This window comes from Streptomyces sp. NPDC085946 (assembly GCF_044540485.1).
Lineage (GTDB): Bacteria > Actinomycetota > Actinomycetes > Streptomycetales > Streptomycetaceae > Streptomyces.
The window spans coordinates 1-15,998 of record NZ_JBITSF010000003.1 but is presented as its reverse complement, the minus strand read 5'-3'; the positions used below and the strand labels follow the sequence as shown (position 1 = coordinate 15,998).

The 15,998-nt window shown below is 74.6% G+C and carries 11 protein-coding genes; 7 read left to right on the top strand and 4 right to left on the bottom strand.

The features are described from left to right. Nucleotides 1–213: 213 nt before the first annotated feature. The 4 genes from ACIF8T_RS08010 to ACIF8T_RS07995 all read left to right on the top strand — a co-directional run bounded on the left by ACIF8T_RS08010 (nt 214) and on the right by ACIF8T_RS07995 (nt 4,800). The gene (locus tag ACIF8T_RS08010) at nt 214–3,240 is read left to right on the top strand and encodes a nitrate- and nitrite sensing domain-containing protein (protein ID WP_400032401.1); all 3,027 of its coding nucleotides are present in this window, start codon (nt 214–216) and stop codon (nt 3,238–3,240) included. Then, nucleotides 3,237–3,671: a roadblock/LC7 domain-containing protein gene (locus ACIF8T_RS08005; protein ID WP_400032399.1), complete on the top strand. Its 435-nt coding sequence runs from the start codon at nt 3,237–3,239 to the stop codon at nt 3,669–3,671. The genes ACIF8T_RS08010 and ACIF8T_RS08005 overlap by 4 nt, the downstream gene beginning before the upstream one ends. A 9-nt stretch (nt 3,672–3,680) precedes the next feature. Further along, complete coding sequence (locus ACIF8T_RS08000; RefSeq protein WP_400032397.1) at nt 3,681–4,076, top strand: DUF742 domain-containing protein; 396 nt, start codon at nt 3,681–3,683, stop codon at nt 4,074–4,076. A gap of 118 nt (nt 4,077–4,194) precedes the next feature. Beyond that, the gene (locus ACIF8T_RS07995) at nt 4,195–4,800 is read left to right on the top strand and encodes a GTP-binding protein (RefSeq protein ID WP_400032395.1); all 606 of its coding nucleotides are present in this window, start codon (nt 4,195–4,197) and stop codon (nt 4,798–4,800) included. Between the two features lie 509 nt (nt 4,801–5,309). On the opposite strand, the gene ACIF8T_RS07990 is transcribed toward ACIF8T_RS07995, so the two are convergent. Further along, a complete protein-coding gene (locus ACIF8T_RS07990) occupies nt 5,310–6,962 on the bottom strand; it encodes an EAL domain-containing protein (protein ID WP_400032393.1) in 1,653 nt (550 codons plus the stop codon). A gap of 213 nt (nt 6,963–7,175) precedes the next feature. Here ACIF8T_RS07990 and ACIF8T_RS07985 point away from each other — a divergent pair, with 213 nt between their 5' ends. Beyond that, nucleotides 7,176–7,712: an NUDIX domain-containing protein gene (locus ACIF8T_RS07985; protein WP_400032391.1), complete on the top strand. Its 537-nt coding sequence runs from the start codon at nt 7,176–7,178 to the stop codon at nt 7,710–7,712. Here ACIF8T_RS07985 and ACIF8T_RS07980 read toward each other — a convergent pair. After that, a complete protein-coding gene (locus tag ACIF8T_RS07980) occupies nt 7,703–10,081 on the bottom strand; it encodes a TIM-barrel domain-containing protein (RefSeq protein ID WP_400032389.1) in 2,379 nt (792 codons plus the stop codon). The two genes, ACIF8T_RS07985 and ACIF8T_RS07980, sit on opposite strands and share 10 nt — an antisense overlap. Nucleotides 10,082–10,293: 212 nt before the next feature. Between ACIF8T_RS07980 and ACIF8T_RS07975 the strand changes: the two genes are divergently transcribed. Both ACIF8T_RS07975 and ACIF8T_RS07970 read left to right on the top strand, forming a co-directional pair. Further along, nucleotides 10,294–12,261, top strand: coding sequence for an acetoacetate--CoA ligase (locus ACIF8T_RS07975; RefSeq protein WP_400032387.1), 1,968 nt, complete (start codon nt 10,294–10,296; stop codon nt 12,259–12,261). Between the two features lie 157 nt (nt 12,262–12,418). Continuing rightward, nucleotides 12,419–13,309 carry a hypothetical protein gene (locus tag ACIF8T_RS07970; RefSeq protein ID WP_400032385.1) on the top strand — a complete coding sequence of 297 codons (891 nt, stop codon included), beginning with the start codon at nt 12,419–12,421 and terminating at the stop codon, nt 13,307–13,309. Between the two features lie 79 nt (nt 13,310–13,388). Here ACIF8T_RS07970 and ptsP read toward each other — a convergent pair whose 3' ends face one another. Then, nucleotides 13,389–15,059, bottom strand: a complete 1,671-nt coding sequence (ptsP, locus tag ACIF8T_RS07965) for a phosphoenolpyruvate--protein phosphotransferase (RefSeq protein WP_400032383.1) — start codon at nt 15,057–15,059, stop codon at nt 13,389–13,391. Between the two features lie 73 nt (nt 15,060–15,132). Then, complete coding sequence (locus ACIF8T_RS07960; RefSeq protein ID WP_400032381.1) at nt 15,133–15,582, bottom strand: PTS glucose transporter subunit IIA; 450 nt, start codon at nt 15,580–15,582, stop codon at nt 15,133–15,135. Nucleotides 15,583–15,998: the final 416 nt, after the last annotated feature.

Below are 15,998 nucleotides of genomic sequence, written 5' to 3'. Positions count from 1 at the left end.
CCGGACCGGGGTGGCCGGGCGGTGCGACCCCCACCGGATCGCGGGAGGCAATCTCCCGCAATGCCCGGACAACTCCCCCCGCCGGTCCGCCGGTACGGACGTTCAGGTTCCGGACAGCCCTTCGAGTTAGCTGTGCGTCGGTAGTAGGCTCGCGCCGTTTGTTGACGCACATGCGTACCCCCTGTCGTCCGGGGGGCCGAGCTGGGGGAGGCCATGCGCTTTCGCGGGAAGTCCATCCGCCGGAAGATCGTGGCGCTTCTCCTCGTGCCGCTGGTGTCCCTGGCCGGCATCTGGGCCTTCGCCACGGTGCTGACGGGGCGTGAGGTGGCCGAGCTCTGGCACGTGACGTCCGTGGTGGAGAAGGTCGGTTACCCCGTGGAGGACACCGTCCGCGCGTTGCAGCAGGAACGCCGCCAGACGCTCGTCTACCTCGCCGACCCCCGGGCCTCGGACGCCCGGTCCGCGCTGCGCGCCACCCGGACCGCCACCGACGGCGCGATCGCCGAGATCGTGGCGAACGAGAAGAGCGCCGACGTCCGCGACAAGATGGACGAGGACGACGGGGAGCACCTCACCGCGGCCCTGGACGCCCTGCGGGGCATCGACGAACTGCGCCGCAGCGTCGAGGACGGCTCCGTCACCCGGGCCCAGGCCCTCGACCTGTACAACCGCCTCGTCGACCCCTGCTACGTCCTGCTCGCCTCCCTCGACGGCGTCGACAGCGTCGAGATGGACAAGCAGAACCGCGCCCTCGTCAACCTGGCCCGCGCCCGCGAACTGCTCGCCCGCGAGGACGCCCTGCTCGGTTCCGCCCTCGTGGTGGGCGAACTCACCCGCGCGGAGGTCCGGGACGTCTCCTACCTCGTCGCCCAGCGCACGCTGCTGTACGACGTCAGCCTGCCGGTCCTGCCCGCGGCGGAACGCGAGCGCTACACCCGCTTCTGGAAGGGCGCCACCACCGCCCCCCTGCGCTCGGAGGAACAGGCCGTCATCGCCTCCGTCGGCTCCGAACCCCCGCGCACGGTGACCGCGCGGAGCTGGGACGCCGCCGCCGAGAGCGTGCTCGGCGACCTGCTGACCCTCAACGACCAGGCGAACGACCGCTATCAGGACCGGGTCCGCCCGGTCGCCATGTCCGTCGTCACCAAGGCCGTCGTCGCCGGTCTGCTCGGCCTGCTGGCCGTGCTGTTCTCCCTCTTCCTGTCCGTGCGCGTCGGCCGCTCCCTCATCCGCGACCTGCGGCAGCTGCGCCTGGAGGCCCACGAGGCGTCCGGCGTGCGCCTGCCCGGCGTGATGCGCCGCCTCTCGGCCGGCGAACAGGTCGACGTCGAGACCGAAGTGCCGCGCCTGGAGTACGACAAGAACGAGATCGGCGAGGTCGGCCAGGCCCTCAACACCCTGCAGCGGGCCGCCGTCGAAGCCGCCGTCAAACAGGCCGAACTGCGCGCCGGCGTCTCCGAGGTCTTCGTCAACCTCGCCCGGCGCAGCCAGGTCCTCCTCCACAAGCAGCTCACCCTGCTCGACGCCATGGAACGCCGGACCGAGGACACCGAGGAACTCGCCGACCTGTTCCGCCTGGACCACCTGACCACCCGCATGCGCCGGCACGCCGAGGGCCTCGTGATCCTCTCCGGCGCCGCGCCCTCCCGGCAGTGGCGCAAACCCGTCCAGCTCATGGACGTCGTACGCGCCGCCGTCGCCGAGGTCGAGGACTACGAGCGCATCGAGGTCCGCCGCCTGCCGCGCATGGCCGTCGCCGGACCCGCGGTCGCCGACCTCACCCACCTCGTGGCCGAACTGCTGGAGAACGCCACGGTGTTCTCGCCGCCGCACACGGCCGTGCAGGTGCTGGGCGAGCGCGTCGCCAACGGCTTCACGCTGGAGATCCACGACCGCGGCCTCGGCATGACGGCCGAGGCGCTGCTGGACGCCAACCTCCGGCTCGCCGAGACACCGGAGTTCGAGCTCACCGACACCGACCGGCTCGGCCTGTTCGTCGTCAGCCGCCTCGCCCAGCGGCAGAACGTCCGGGTCTCCCTGCAGCCCTCCCCGTACGGCGGCACCACCGCCGTGGTCTTCCTCCCCGACGCGCTGCTCACCGACGACGTCCCGGACACCAACGGGGTCGGCTTCCGCCTCGACCGCCCCCGGCGCGCCGGGGAGAGCAGGCCGGCGGACGGCCGCCGCGCCGCGCTCTCGCAGGTGCCCGTCGCCCTGCCCGCCTCCCTGCTGGACGGCCCGGTCGAACTGGAGGCCCCGGTCGACCTGGACGCCCTCGCCGACGACTTCCCCGGCGCCCTGGACGACGAGGACGGCGGCCGCGGCCTGTTCGGCCCCCGCCGCCGCACCGAGGACGGGGTACCGGACCACCGCCGCGAGCCCCGCCGGCCGGCGTCCGGCACCGGAGCGGACGGGGCCGGCCAGGAGGACGGGGCACCGGTCCCGCTGCCCCGCCGCCGTGCCCCCAAGCTGGTCAGCTCGCACGGCCGCCCGGTCACCGGACAGCGCGGCCCCCGGCGCGGCAGGACCGGCGAGGACGCCGTGGCCGGGACCGGCCGGGCCCAGGACGGGCCGGAACCGCAGGCCGCGCCTGCCCTGCCGGCCCGCCGGAACGCGGAGTCCGCGCGCGGCCGCACCGAGGACCGTTCCGGGACGGAGTCCGCGCCGTCGCCGTCCGCTCGGCGCCGCGGCGAGGGACCCGGCGGCCGGGGCGGATCCGGGCCGGAGCCCGCGTCCCCGCTGCCGGTGCGCCGGCGCGCCGGGGAGGCCCCGGCCGGCCGGGCGCCGGGCGGACCGGAACCGTACGAGCCGTCCGCGCCCGCCTCCTTCCGTAACACTGGTCCGGTGGGCCGGGACGGCGGCGCCGGGCAGCGGCCCGAGGTCCCGGCGGGACCGGGCCGGACGGACGGCGACGGTTCGGAGGCCGCCCTCCCCGGGGGCCCGCACCGCCCGGCGGCCGCGTCGAGCGGCCCCGGCGAGCCCGGGCAGGAGCAGTCCTCCGGCAGCTCACCGCTGCCCCGGCGCGTCCGCCAGGCCAACCTGGCCCCGCAGCTCAAGCGCCTCCCCGCGCCGCGCACCGGCGACCGGGCCGGGCCCGAGGAGCGGGACGCCGAGGAAGTACGCAGCCGCATGGCCTCGCTCCAGCGCGGCTGGCAGCGCGGCCGCGCGGAGAACGCCGCGGGCGACGACGCCCACAGCGGCACGGCACCACAGGGAACGACAAAGGGGGACGGTCGATGACCGCACCGAAGGCGACCGGCCACACCGAGACCGGGAAGGGCGAGCTGAACTGGCTCCTCGACGAGCTGGTGGACCGCGTCGCGAGCATCCGCAAGGCCCTCGTGCTCTCCGGGGACGGCCTGCCCACCGGGGTGTCCAGGGACCTGACGCGGGAGGACAGCGAGCACCTGGCCGCCGTGGCCTCCGGGTTCCACAGCCTCGCCAAGGGCGTCGGACGCCACTTCGAGGCCGGCAGCGTCCGGCAGACGGTCGTGGAACTCGAGGACGCCTTCCTGTTCGTGACGGCCGCGGGCGACGGCAGCTGCCTGGCCGTCCTGTCGGACGCCGACTCCGACGTCGGCCAGGTCGCCTACGAGATGACCCTTCTCGTGAAGCGGGTCGGTGTGCATCTGGGCACGGCCCCGCGCACCGGTCTGCCCCAGGGCGGGTAGTGGGATGGCATGAGCGCTGACGGTCAGGGAAGAAGCCACTGGTTCGACGACGAGGCCGGGCCGGTCGTCCGTCCGTACGCCATGACGCGCGGCCGCACCACCAGTGCGGGCCAGCACCGCCTCGACCTGATCGCGGTGGTCGTCACGGAACCGCACGCGGACGATCCGGAGGCGGACCCCACGCTCGCGCCGGAGCACGTGGACATCGTCGAACTGTGCCGCGACACCCCGCAGTCGGTCGCCGAGCTCGCCGCCGAACTCGACCTGCCGATCGGAGTGGTACGGGTCCTCGTCGGGGACCTCGTGGACGCCGAGTGGGTCCACGTGAACCGGCCCGTACCACCGGCCGAACTGCCGGACGAGAGTATTCTGCGCGACGTGATCAACGGCCTGCGCGCACTGTGAGCGGTGCGAACCCGGGGAGCGCGGCCGGTGTTCGCGGCTCGGCACCGACACCATCACCGGCGGCGGGGGCTGCTGCCCGCCGCCGCCCGACCCCCCATCGAAGCAGGAGAAGAGACCGATGATCTTCGGGCGTTCTGAGCGCGGCAAGCCCCCGGTCGAGCCGGTCACGCTCAAGATCCTGGTGGCCGGCGGCTTCGGCGTGGGCAAGACCACGCTCGTCGGCGCGGTCAGCGAGATCAGGCCGCTGCGCACCGAGGAACTGCTCACCGAGGCCGGGCGCCCGGTCGACGACCTCCGCGGGGTGGAGGGCAAGCGGACCACCACCGTGGCCATGGACTTCGGCCGCATCACCCTGCGCGAGGACCTGGTGCTGTACCTCTTCGGCACACCCGGTCAGGAGCGGTTCTGGTTCATGTGGGACGAGCTCTCCGAAGGCGCGCTCGGTGCCGTCGTCCTCGCCGACACCCGCCGGCTGGAGGACTCCTTCGCCGCCGTCGACTACTTCGAGCGCCGCTCCATACCCTTCCTCGTCGCCGTCAACCGCTTCGACGGAGCGTCCCGCCACCCGGCGGAGGACGTCCGCCGGGCCCTCGACCTCGACCCCGGCGTCCCGCTCGTGATGTGCGACGCCCGCGACCGCGAGTCGGTCAAGGAGGTCCTCATCGGCGTCGTCCGCCACGCCATGACCTACACCGCGGACCGCCGCCGCGCGGTCACGACCTGACCCGCGCGCGTACGGTCCCCCGCACCCCGCCCGCCCCGCGCGTGTACGGTCCCCGCACTCCGCCCGCCCTGCGCGCGTACGGCCCCCGCGCCTCGCCCGCCCGCGCGCGTACGACCCGCTCCGGCCGGCGACCACCCGCACGCGCGCGTACGGCCCGCCCCGCCCGGCGCCGTGACGAGCGTGCCGTCCGCGGCCGCGTCCCCCGTGGGGAAGGACTCGCCGCGGCGGACCCCGCGCGGCGCAGTCCCGGACGACACCGAAAGACGCGGTGATGCCGACCGGCACGGGAAGCGTCCACCCGCGCCCGGGGGCCGTCGAGGCCGCCGACCGCAACGGTCGCGGAAGCGCCGGGACACGGCCGGACACGGGCCCGCCCCGCAGCCGGACACCGGCCCGCCCCGCGACCGGTGCCCCGTGCCGGACCCGCCCACCCGGGCTTCCCCCGGTCCTCGGGCGCCGGACGGCAGGGCCACGAAGGCGGGGGCCGCACGCCCGCCTCCGCGCCGGACTCACCCCGCCCCCGGCTCCACCACCGCGTATCCGGCGGGCGCCGCCATCCCCTCGGTCCCACGGCGGACCTCGTACCCGGGCACGCCCGCCCGCCCCAGCACCCAACTCGCCCCGCGCAGGGCCTTGGCCGCCTTCTTCAGGGGCGCCAGGCAGGCGGCCGCCTCCCGGTGGTCCGGCACGCTGCCCGGCCCGCACACCACCGTGGCCAGCGACACCGTGACCGGCCGCCCGCCCGCCGACCAGGGCACGTCCAGCACCGCGGCGGCCGGCGGATCCAGCCGCTCCGGATCGCTCAGCACCAGGAAGTCGTCCCCGCCGATGTGCCCGACCCGCGTGCCGCCGGACGCGGCCCGCTGCAGCGCGCGCCCCACCGCCCGGATCAGCTCGTCGCCCGCCGCGAACCCCGCACCGTCGTTGACCTGCTTGAAGTGGTCGATGTCCAGCCAGCTCAGCGCGAAGGACCGCCCCTGCGCGATCCGGCGGTTCACCTCGCCGGTGATCGCGTCCGAGCCGGGCAGCCGCGTCAGCGGATTGAGCCCGGCCGCCTCCTCCACCCGGCTCTCGGCGAGCGCCCGTACGAGGTCCGCCAGCCGCACGACGCCCACGCACCGCCCGTACGCGTCGACCACGGCCACGTCGTCCGAGGTCCGGTCCCTGCCGCCGACCGCCACCACGTCCAGCACCTCCCAGGCGGTGGCGCCGACCCCCACCGTCCGCGGCGCGTCCCCGAGCTTGGCGGCGGGCCGGTCGGCGTACAGGGCGTGCCCGTAGCGCCCCGACATCGACAGCAGGAACCGGGACCGGTGCACCGACCGGACCGGCACCCCGGCCGCGTCCACGAGCAGCACCCCGGACACGTCCGGCGACCCGGTCAGCAGGTCGCGGACCTGCGCCGCGGACGCGGTGGCCGGCAGCAGCGCGGCGGGCCGCACGAACTCCCGCACCGACGGCCCGGACCGGGGCGTGACCGCCACACCGGGCTCCCGGGGCGGAACGTACACGTCCGCCGCGGGCAGCCGGGCCGGCGGCGCGAACAGCTCGCCCTGCGCCAGTTGCGCACCGGCGGACACCGCGGCCGCGCACTGCCCTTCCGTCTCCACGCCCTCCACCGACAGCAGCGCGCCCAGCTCGTCGCAGAGCGCCCGCATCGCGCGGATGGCCGGGCGCCGCGCCAGCAGCGAGGCGTCCAGCTTCACCAGGTCGGGGGAGAGGTCGGTGAGCAGCCGCAGGGGCAGGTCGCCGTCCCCGACGCCGTCCGCGCAGATCCGGAAGCCCTGGCCGCGCAGCACGGCCACCGCCTCCAGCAGGGACCGCTGCGGCACGTGCGTCCACGGCGGACCGATGTCGATCGTCACCTCCCAGGGCAGCCGCCCCGCCTGGCGGACGGCGTCGTGCAGCGACGGCAGCCCGCCCAGGTCGGCGAGGGTGCCCGCGAACACGTTGACGTACAGCGGCAGCAGCGTCTCCACGCCCACCGCCGCGCGGACCGCCGACACCGCCAGGCGGACGTCCAGCCCGGGATCGCGCCGGGCCTCGGCCAGCAGGTCGCCGGTCTCCGCGCGCGCGAGTATCTCCAGCCCTGCCATCCCGCCGGTCGTCAGGTTGACCACCGGCTGGAAGGCGAAACGGGGAGTGTCCGTCCAGGAGCGCACGGGAGCATGATGGCTCCGCGGGCGTGCGCCGAATCCCAGTTCACGAAGCGTTCACGCAGCATTCCGGGGCGATCACACAGCGTACGGACCCCTGGTCCGCGCGGGTGTGCGACCGGCGGAAACGCGTGCGGGCGGCGGGCGCCATCCGTGGCACCTCCGCGCGACGCGCCCCCCGAACAGGCGTCCCCCTCGTGATCGGATACGCTCCGCCGCGTGTCCGAAACTCAGCACTCGGCCCCCAACTCCGCGCCGGGTTCCCACTGTTCGAGCTGCGGCGCACCCTACGGGGAGGGCGTCACCGGCTGGCCCCGCACCTGCCCGGCGTGCGGCACCACCGCCTACCGCAACCCGCTGCCCGTGGCGGTCGCCCTCCAGCCCGTGTACGACACTGAGGGCACCGCCCTGGTCGTCATCACGCGGACCGTCGCCCCCGCGCGCGGCGGCGTCGCCCTGCCCGGCGGCTTCGTCGACGACCGCGAGGACTGGCGGCAGGCCGTCGTCCGCGAGCTCGAGGAGGAGACCGGCATCGTCGCGGCGAGCCGCGACGTCCGGCTCGCCGACGCCATGAGCTCGCCCGACGGGCACCTGCTGCTGTTCGGGCTCCTCCCGGAACGGCCGGCGCAGGACCTGCCGCGGTCCCAGGCCACGCACGAGACCGAGGGCTGGCACCTGCTGCGCCGCCCGGAGGAACTCGCCTTCCCCCTGCACACCCTGGCCGTGCGGGCCTTCTTCGAGGGCCGCTACGTCTGAACCCGGTCCTCCCGCAGCCCGCGGACGCGCACCGGACGGGCGGGCCGGCCGCCCCCGCCCCCGTCCTCACGCTCGACGACGACCCGCCGGCCCTCCCAGCCCACGCCGTACCGCTCGACCTCCGGCTCGTCCCACCCGTCGCCCGCGTCCCGCACGACGAGCCCGCCCCCGGTCCGTCCCCGGGCGGGCGCCCACACCTCCAGCTCCAGCCCGCCGTCCTCGCCGCGCACGGGCAGCACGGCCCCCGCGCGCGCGAACACCGGGATCCGGCCCAGGGGCGCGTCCACGATCACCCGGGCCGGCCCCTCGTACGCCCGCCCGGTCGCCGTGTCGTACCAGCGCCCGCGCGGCAGCGGCACGGCACGCCGGTCCGCGCCCGGGTCGAGCACCGGCGCGACCAGCAGGCAGTCACCCAGCAGGAAGGCGTCCTCGCAGTCGCGCAGCGCCCGATCCTCCGGAGCCGACCACCACAGCGGCCGCACGTACGGCGCCCCGGTGCGCCGGGCCAGATGCGCCAGCGTCACGAAGTACGGCAGCAGCCGGCGCCGCTCGGCCAGCGCCGCGCGCGCGTGCTCCAGCACCTCCGCCCCGAACTCCCAGGGCTCCCCGCGCCCGGCCCGCGGGCTCGCGTGCGTGCGGAACAGCGGCAGATAGGCGCCCAGCTGGAACCACCGCAGGTACAGCTCGGGCGACGGGTCCCCGCCGGAGCCGCCGACGTCCGGCCCCGAGTACGGGACCCCGCACAGCCCCAGCCCGAGCACCAGCGCCAGCGACGCCCGCAGCCCCGGCCAGCCCGCCGCCGCGCCGCCCGACCACGTCCCCCCGTAGCGCTGCACGCCGGCCCACCCGGACCGGGAGAACACGAACGGCCGCTCCCCGGGCGCCAGCTCCCGCAGCCCCTCGTAACCGGCCCGGGCCATGCACAGCGCGTACACGTTGTGCGCCTCGCGGTGGTCACCGCCCCGGCCCTCCAGGCGGTGCCGGGCCGAGCGCGGCAGCGTCGGCTCCCCGAAGGCCGCGAACGACGTGGGCTCGTCCATGTCGTGCCGGACACCCGAGAACCCCTGCGCGAGCCGCTCCGCGTACAGACCGCCCCACCACGCGCGCACCCGCGCGTCCGTGAAGTCCGGGAAGACCGCCTCCCCGGGCCGCACCACCCCCCGCACCACACGCCCCGAGGCGTCCCGCACGAAGACGTCCCCGGCGGTGCCGCTGTCGTACACGGCGTCGCCCGGCGCCGCCCCGACCGCCGGACCGACGACGGACACCAGCCGGATGCCGTCCCGGCGCAGCTCCTCGGCGAGCACCGGCAGCTTCGGGAACCGATCGGTGTCCACGGTGAACACCCGGTGCCCGTCGAAGTGGTCGGTGTCCAGGTGGACGGCGTCGAGCGGCAGGTCGTGCTCCAGGTAGCCCGAGACGACCCGCCGCACCTCCTGCTCGCTGCCGAAGTCCTCCCGCGCGTGGTGGTGGCCCAGCGCCCACGCGGGCGGCAGCGCGGGCGCCCCGGTGAGCGAGGCCCAGACGTGCAGCACGCGCGCGGGAGTGCCCACGACCACCCAGCAGCGCAGCGGACCGCCCGCCATCCGCAGCTCGCTCGTCCCGGCCCGGTCGTGCCCGGAGCCCGCGCCCTCCTCGCCCTCCCGCAGCGTCACGGTGCCGTCCCACGAGTTGTCGTGGAACACCAGGTGCGTGCCCGCGTCGGCCACCACCGTCTGCACCGGCATCGTGAGGTACAGCGGGTCGTCACCGGGGGAGAAGGCACGGCCGGGATCGGTGTTCCACAGCCGGTACGTCCCGTTCCGCAGCCGGGGACCCGAAGCCCGTCCCCCCAGCCCGAAGAACCGCGCGTCCGCGGCCACCTCCGACCGCTGCATCCAGCGCGCCGCGCCCCCGCCGACCGGCTCCCACCAGCGCGGCGGCAGATCCCGGCGCAGGCACACGCCCCCCGGCGTGCACACCTGGACCTCGCCGTGCCGCGAGACGCCGACCGTCACCCGTTCGGCCACCACCCGCCAGCCGCCGTTCTTGTCCGGCTCCAGCACGGCCCGCGGATCCGGTTCAGGGCACCGGTCCGCCAGCGCGTACGACGGCTCCGGAGCGGCCCCGTCCCACCCCCAGAAGACGGCCCCGTTCACGGCGACGAAGATCCGCAGCTCCGAGCGGTCGAACCGGAGGACGCCGCCCCCCGGCCCGGGCTCCACCTCCCGCACGGCCCCGGGCACCCGCGCGCGCTCGGCCCCCCGCGGCGGCAGCCCGGCGGCGTCGGCCCGCCTCCTGCGCCACGCGGCCCGTACGGTACGCATCCCCTGCGCCGCCCCCACCACCCCTACCGCCCTCACCGAACGCACCAGGTCACGACCGTCCATGCTGCTCACCCTGCCATCGACCGGTCCGCACGGAGGCCTCGTTCAACTGCCGTTCACCCGTGCCCCGGCCACATCTTCACGACACGGACTATGTGGGGGACTCCCTGGTGCGGGAGACGATCACATGGCATCGTCCGTGTCAGCCGCGTCACGCGCACACCCAGCCCGTGCGCGGAGGACGCACACGACGCGCACAGTCCGGGAGCCGCCCCATGTCGACCGTGAACCCGCAGCCGCTCTGGCAGCCAGATCCGCAGCGCATCGCCCAGGCGCAGATCACCAGGTTCCAGGCCTGGGCCGCCGAGCACCACGGCGCCCCCGCCGAAGGCGGCTACCCGGCCCTGCACCGCTGGTCCGTCGACGAACCGGACGCCTTCTGGAAGGCCGTCACCGAGTGGTTCGACGTCCGCTTCTCGACCCCTTGGACGCGCGTGCTGGGCGAGCGCGCCATGCCGGGAGCCCAGTGGTTCCCCGGGGCGACCCTGAACTACGCCGAGCACGCCCTGCGCGCGGCGGCCACCCGCCCGGACGACCCGGCCCTCCTGCACGTCGACGAGACCCACGAGCCGCGCCCCGTCACCTGGGCGGAACTGCGCCGCCAGGTCGGCTCCCTCGCCGCCGAGCTGCGGGCCCTCGGCGTCCGCCCCGGGGACCGCGTCAGCGGTTACCTCCCGAACGTCCCGCAGGCCGTCGTCGCCCTGCTGGCCACGGCGGCCGTGGGCGGCGTGTGGACGTCCTGCGCGCCCGACTTCGGCGCCCGCAGCGTCCTGGACCGCTTCCAGCAGGTCGAGCCCGTCGTCCTGTTCACCGTCGACGGCTACCGCTACGGCGGCAAGGAGCACGACCGCCGCGACACCGTCGCCGAGCTCCGCCGCGACCTGCCCACCCTGCGCGCCGTCGTCCACATCCCGCTCCTAGGCACCCCGGCCCCCGAGGGCGCCCTGGAGTGGTCGGCCCTCACGGCCGCGGACACGGAACCCGACTTCGAGCAGGTGCCCTTCGACCACCCCCTGTGGGTGCTCTACTCCTCCGGCACCACCGGCCTGCCCAAGGCCATCGTCCAGTCCCAGGGCGGCATCCTGGTCGAACACCTCAAGCAGCTCGGCCTGCACTGCGACCTCGGCCCGGACGACCGCTTCTTCTGGTACACGTCCACCGGCTGGATGATGTGGAACTTCCTCGTCTCCGGCCTGCTCACCGGCACGACGATCGTCCTCTACGACGGCAGCCCCGGCTACCCGGACACCGGCGCCCAGTGGCGCGTCGCCGAACGCACCGGAGCCACCCTCTACGGCACCTCCGCGGCCTACGTCATGGCCTGCCGCAAGGCCGGCGTCCACCCCGCCCGCGACTTCGACCTCTCCGCCGTGCGCTGCGTCGCCACCACCGGCTCCCCCCTGCCCCCCGACGGCTTCCGCTGGCTGCACGACGAGGTCCGCGCCGACCTGTGGATCGCCTCCGTCAGCGGCGGCACGGACGTGTGCTCCTGCTTCGCGGGAGCCGTACCGACCCTCCCCGTGTACGTGGGCGAACTCCAGGCCCCCTGCCTCGGCACCGACCTGCAGTCCTGGGACCCGAGCGGCGAGCCCCTGGTCGACGAGGTCGGCGAACTCGTCGTCACCAACCCGATGCCCTCGATGCCCGTCCACTTCTGGAACGACCCCGACGGCAGCCGCTACCACGACAGCTACTTCGACACCTACCCCGGCGTGTGGCGGCACGGCGACTGGATCACCGTCACCTCCCGCGGATCCGTCGTCATCCACGGACGCTCCGACTCCACCCTCAACCGCCAGGGCGTCCGCATGGGATCGGCCGACATCTACGAGGCCGTCGAACGCCTCCCCGAGATCAGGGAATCGCTCGTCATCGGCATCGAGCAGCCCGACGGCGGCTACTGGATGCCCCTGTTCGTCCACCTCGCCCCGGGCGCCGTCCTGGACGAGGCGCTGCTGGCCCGCATCAAGCGGACCATCCGCGAGCAGCTGTCACCGCGCCACGTCCCCGACGAGATCATCGAGGTCCCCGGCGTCCCCCACACCCTCACCGGCAAGCGCATCGAGGTCCCGGTCAAGCGCCTCCTCCAGGGCACCCCGCTGGAGAAGGCGGTCAACCCGGGCTCCATCGACGACCTCGACCTGCTCCGCTTCTACGAGGACCTGGCCCGCAAGCGCGCCTGACGACGCCGCGGAGCCCCGACGCCGGCGCCGGACCCGGGAGGTGAAGCCCGGGTCCGGCGCGCGCCCGCCCCCAGCGCGACCACTGGAAGCGCGACGCCGTTGTCAGTGCCGCCGGTTACTGTGAGTGAGCATTGATCGACTGCGCACAGGGGGAAACATGGCGCACACCGACGACCTGACCATGCGACGCGTCCTGCGCCGCGAAATCGCCGGCACCATCGGCCTGCTCACCGACGAGCACGACTTCCACGCCATGCGGCGCTACCGCACCTTCACCTTCGACGACCACGCCACCTACCTCCGGCAGGTCGAGAACCTCCTCAAGACCCGCGCCTCCCGGGGCGGCCACACCACGGTCGCCCTCTTCGACCCGGAGGACTACGCACAGTTCTGCGAGGACGCGGGCCTCGACCCCGACAGCCCGTCGAGCCGCACCCGCTTCACCGCGGAACTCGCGGCGACCGGCCCCACCCTCCCCTACGAGGGCCAGCCCCTGTCCGACCTCCTCCCGGCCCTCGTCGACGAAGCCGTCCGCCGGGCCACCTGGGAGTACGCCTCCACCCTCCTGGCCCGCCTCGGCACCTGCGCCACCTGCGAGGAGGACCTCGGCCGGGCCGCCTTCACCCGCGCCTCCGACCTCCTCGTCCGCATCCTCGACACCGCCCCGCCCGGCAACCGCCACCTCGTCTGCAGCGTCTCCGGACCGCAGGACACCCTGCTCGCCGTCCTGCACGCCGACGACAGCGACGGCATCACGGAACTGGACGAGACCGAAGCCCTCGAATTCACGACGGTCCTGGCCCTCGGCCTCGCCACCGGCAGCCCCGGCGGCCTCGTCATGCGGACCACCGCCCCCGGCACCGCGGACCGCGTCTACGGCTGGCGCCTGCGCGCCTTCGGCCTGACCCCGCTCACGGCGGGCGAGGTCTTCGACGCCTACTGCACCGACGCCGAGTCCGGCGACCTCGTCTCCCCGGAATCCGGCGTCGACTACTGCGCACCCCCCGACCTCGGCGAGGACGAACCGGCACCGGGGCACCACCACTGACAGAGGAAAGGGGCGCTCCACCTGGGTGGAGCGCCCCTCTCAGGACGACCGTCGGCCGGGGTTGGGCCGGCCGAGTCCGCTACTCGCCCGACAGCACCGCCTGGGCGGCGCCGCGCGCGTCCTCCGCGCTGTCGGCCGCCCGAGCCGCCGCCGCGGCCCGCTCGCACTGCGCCAGCGTGTACTTCGCCAGCGTCGCCCGCACGTAGGGGATCGACGCCGCACCCATGGAGAGGGAGGTGACGCCCAGACCGATCAGCACACACGCCAGCAGCGGGTCGGACGCGGCCTCACCGCAGACACCACAGCTCTTGCCCTCGGCCCTCGCCGCCTCGGCGGACAGCGCCACCAGGTCCAGCAGCGCCGGCTGCCACGGATCCTGCAGCCGGGACACCGCACCCACCTGCCGGTCGGCGGCGAAGGTGTACTGCGCGAGGTCGTTCGTCCCCAGCGACAGGAACTCGACCTCCTGCAGGACGGCGCGCGCCCGCAGCGCGGCCGACGGGATCTCGACCATCGCGCCGAACTTCGCCCGCAGCCCCGCCGCACGGCAGGCGTCCGCGAAGGCCTTCGCGTCGGCCCGGTCCGCCACCATCGGGGCCATGACCTCCAGGTGGACCGGCAGCCCCTCCGCCGCCCGGGCGAGCGCCGTCAGCTGGGTCCGCAGCACCTCGGGATGGTCGAGCAGCGTCCGCAGCCCCCGCACGCCCAGCGCCGGGTTCGGCTCGTCGGCCGGCGTGAGGAAGTCCAGCGGCTTGTCCGCGCCCGCGTCCAGCACCCGCACGACGACACGTCCCTCGGGGAACGCCTCGAGCACCTGCCGGTAGGCCTCGACCTGCTTCTCCTCGGACGGCGCCTTCTTGTTGTCGTCCAGGAACAGGAACTCGGTGCGGAACAGCCCGACGCCCTCGGCCCCGGCCTCGACGGCGGCCGCCACGTCCGCCGGGCCACCGATGTTGGCGAGCAGCGGCACCTTGTGCCCGTCGGCCGTGGCACCCGGTCCGGTCGAGGCGGCCAGCGCCGCCTTGCGCTCCGCGGCCGCGGCCCGCAGCTGGGCCTTCTTCTCCTCGCTCGGGCTGACGAAGATCTCACCGGAGCTGCCGTCGACGGCGATCACCGTGCCCTCGGCGAGCTCCCCGGCACCGGGCAGCGCCACGACGGCCGGCACACCGAGCGCCCGCGCCAGGATCGCACTGTGGCTGGTCGGACCGCCCTCCTCGGTGACGAAGCCGAGGACCAGCGTCGGGTCGAGCAGCGCCGTGTCGGCCGGCGCGAGATCCCGGGCGACGAGCACGTACGGCTCGTCGCTGTCCGGGACCCCCGGCATCGGCACCCCGAGCAGACGAGCGACGATACGGTTCCGCACGTCGTCCAGGTCCGCCACACGGCCGGCGAGGTACTCCCCGGCACCCGCCAGCAGCTCCCGGTACGCGGCGAACGCGTCGTACACCGCGCGCTCGGCCGTGCTGCCGACGGCGATCCGCCGGTCCACGTCGGCCATCAGCTCCGGGTCCTGGGCCATCATGGCCTGCGCCTCGAGCACCGCCTGGGCTTCGCCGCCCGCCAGGTTGCCGCGCGCCGTCAGGTCGGCCGCCACGGCTTCGACGGCCTTGCGGGCGCGCCCCTGCTCGCGCTCCGCCTCCTCCGCCGGGATCTGCTTGGCGGGCGGTTCGAGCACCGCCGTCCCCATGTGCCGAACCTCGCCGATCGCCACACCGTGGCTGACGCCGACGCCTCGCAGCGTTGTCTCCATCTCACCGTCTCCGCTAGTGCGCGGGCCCCGCCGCGCGTTGGTGGTCGTACCAGCCGTCCTGTGACGGCAGTGCTCACTTCCAGAGGAAGAGGCTGTCGCCGGCCTTCACGTCGCCGTCCTCACGAAGCTCGGAGAGGGCCTCGGCCGTGGCCTCCAGTGCCACGACCGGACACACCGGCGACTTCCCGGCGGCCTCCACGGCGACCGGGTTCCAGCGCACGATGCCCTGACCCCGTACGACGGTGTCGCCCTTGTTCACGAGCAGCTCGAAGCCCTCGCCGTTGAGCTGCACGGTGTCGATGCCGAGGTGAGTGAGCACGCCGTGCCCCTCGGCGTCCACGACGACGAACGCGTGCGGGTGCAGGGAGACGATGACTCCGTCCACGGGAGCGATGGCCTCACCCGGCTCGCGCACGGGGTCGATCGCTGTGCCCGGGCCGACCATGGCCCCGGAGAAGACCGGATCCGGCACGGCGGCCAGTCCGATGGCGCGTCCTGCGAGCGGGGACGTCACGGTGGTCATGGGAAGCCTCCCAGGGGTGGAGATGTGTAGGGGCCGTCACTGCCTGTCCCGGACGAAGCACTGTTCAGCAGCGTATGTCACAGGTAGGACGGGTTCCGCACGATAGCTGCCGATGAGAGGTCTAGACCACCCTTCCCACGGATTTGCACCGACTCCACGGCCCCGTGTACAGTCGTACTCCTGCACGGGGCTGAGCGACGCCATCAGACGTCCTGGCCCGGCAGCAACCCAACTTGCCAGATCCTATCTCGGGGTCTCCTCCTGCATGTCTGCGGGACGGTGGTCGGAGAGACGGAAAAACACTGGTAGAGTTGAGAACAGCGAAGGGAAGCGCCCGGAGGAAAGCCCGCGAGGGTGAGTACGAAGGAAGCGTCCGTTCCTTGAGAACTCAACAGCGTGCCAAAAGTCAACGCCAG

Excerpts from the sequence above, each read along its gene's own strand:
- ACIF8T_RS08010 (WP_400032401.1), top strand. The coding sequence starts at position 214 with ATGCGCTTTCGCGGGAAGTCCATCCGCCGGAAGATCGTGGCGCTTCTC.
- ACIF8T_RS08005 (WP_400032399.1), top strand. The coding sequence starts at position 3,237 with ATGACCGCACCGAAGGCGACCGGCCACACCGAGACCGGGAAGGGCGAG.
- ACIF8T_RS08000 (WP_400032397.1), top strand. The coding sequence starts at position 3,681 with ATGAGCGCTGACGGTCAGGGAAGAAGCCACTGGTTCGACGACGAGGCC.
- ACIF8T_RS07995 (WP_400032395.1), top strand. The coding sequence starts at position 4,195 with ATGATCTTCGGGCGTTCTGAGCGCGGCAAGCCCCCGGTCGAGCCGGTC.
- ACIF8T_RS07980 (WP_400032389.1), bottom strand. The coding sequence starts at position 10,081 with ATGGACGGTCGTGACCTGGTGCGTTCGGTGAGGGCGGTAGGGGTGGTG.
- ACIF8T_RS07975 (WP_400032387.1), top strand. The coding sequence starts at position 10,294 with ATGTCGACCGTGAACCCGCAGCCGCTCTGGCAGCCAGATCCGCAGCGC.
- ACIF8T_RS07970 (WP_400032385.1), top strand. The coding sequence starts at position 12,419 with ATGGCGCACACCGACGACCTGACCATGCGACGCGTCCTGCGCCGCGAA.
- ptsP (WP_400032383.1), bottom strand. The coding sequence starts at position 15,059 with ATGGAGACAACGCTGCGAGGCGTCGGCGTCAGCCACGGTGTGGCGATC.
- ACIF8T_RS07960 (WP_400032381.1), bottom strand. The coding sequence starts at position 15,582 with ATGACCACCGTGACGTCCCCGCTCGCAGGACGCGCCATCGGACTGGCC.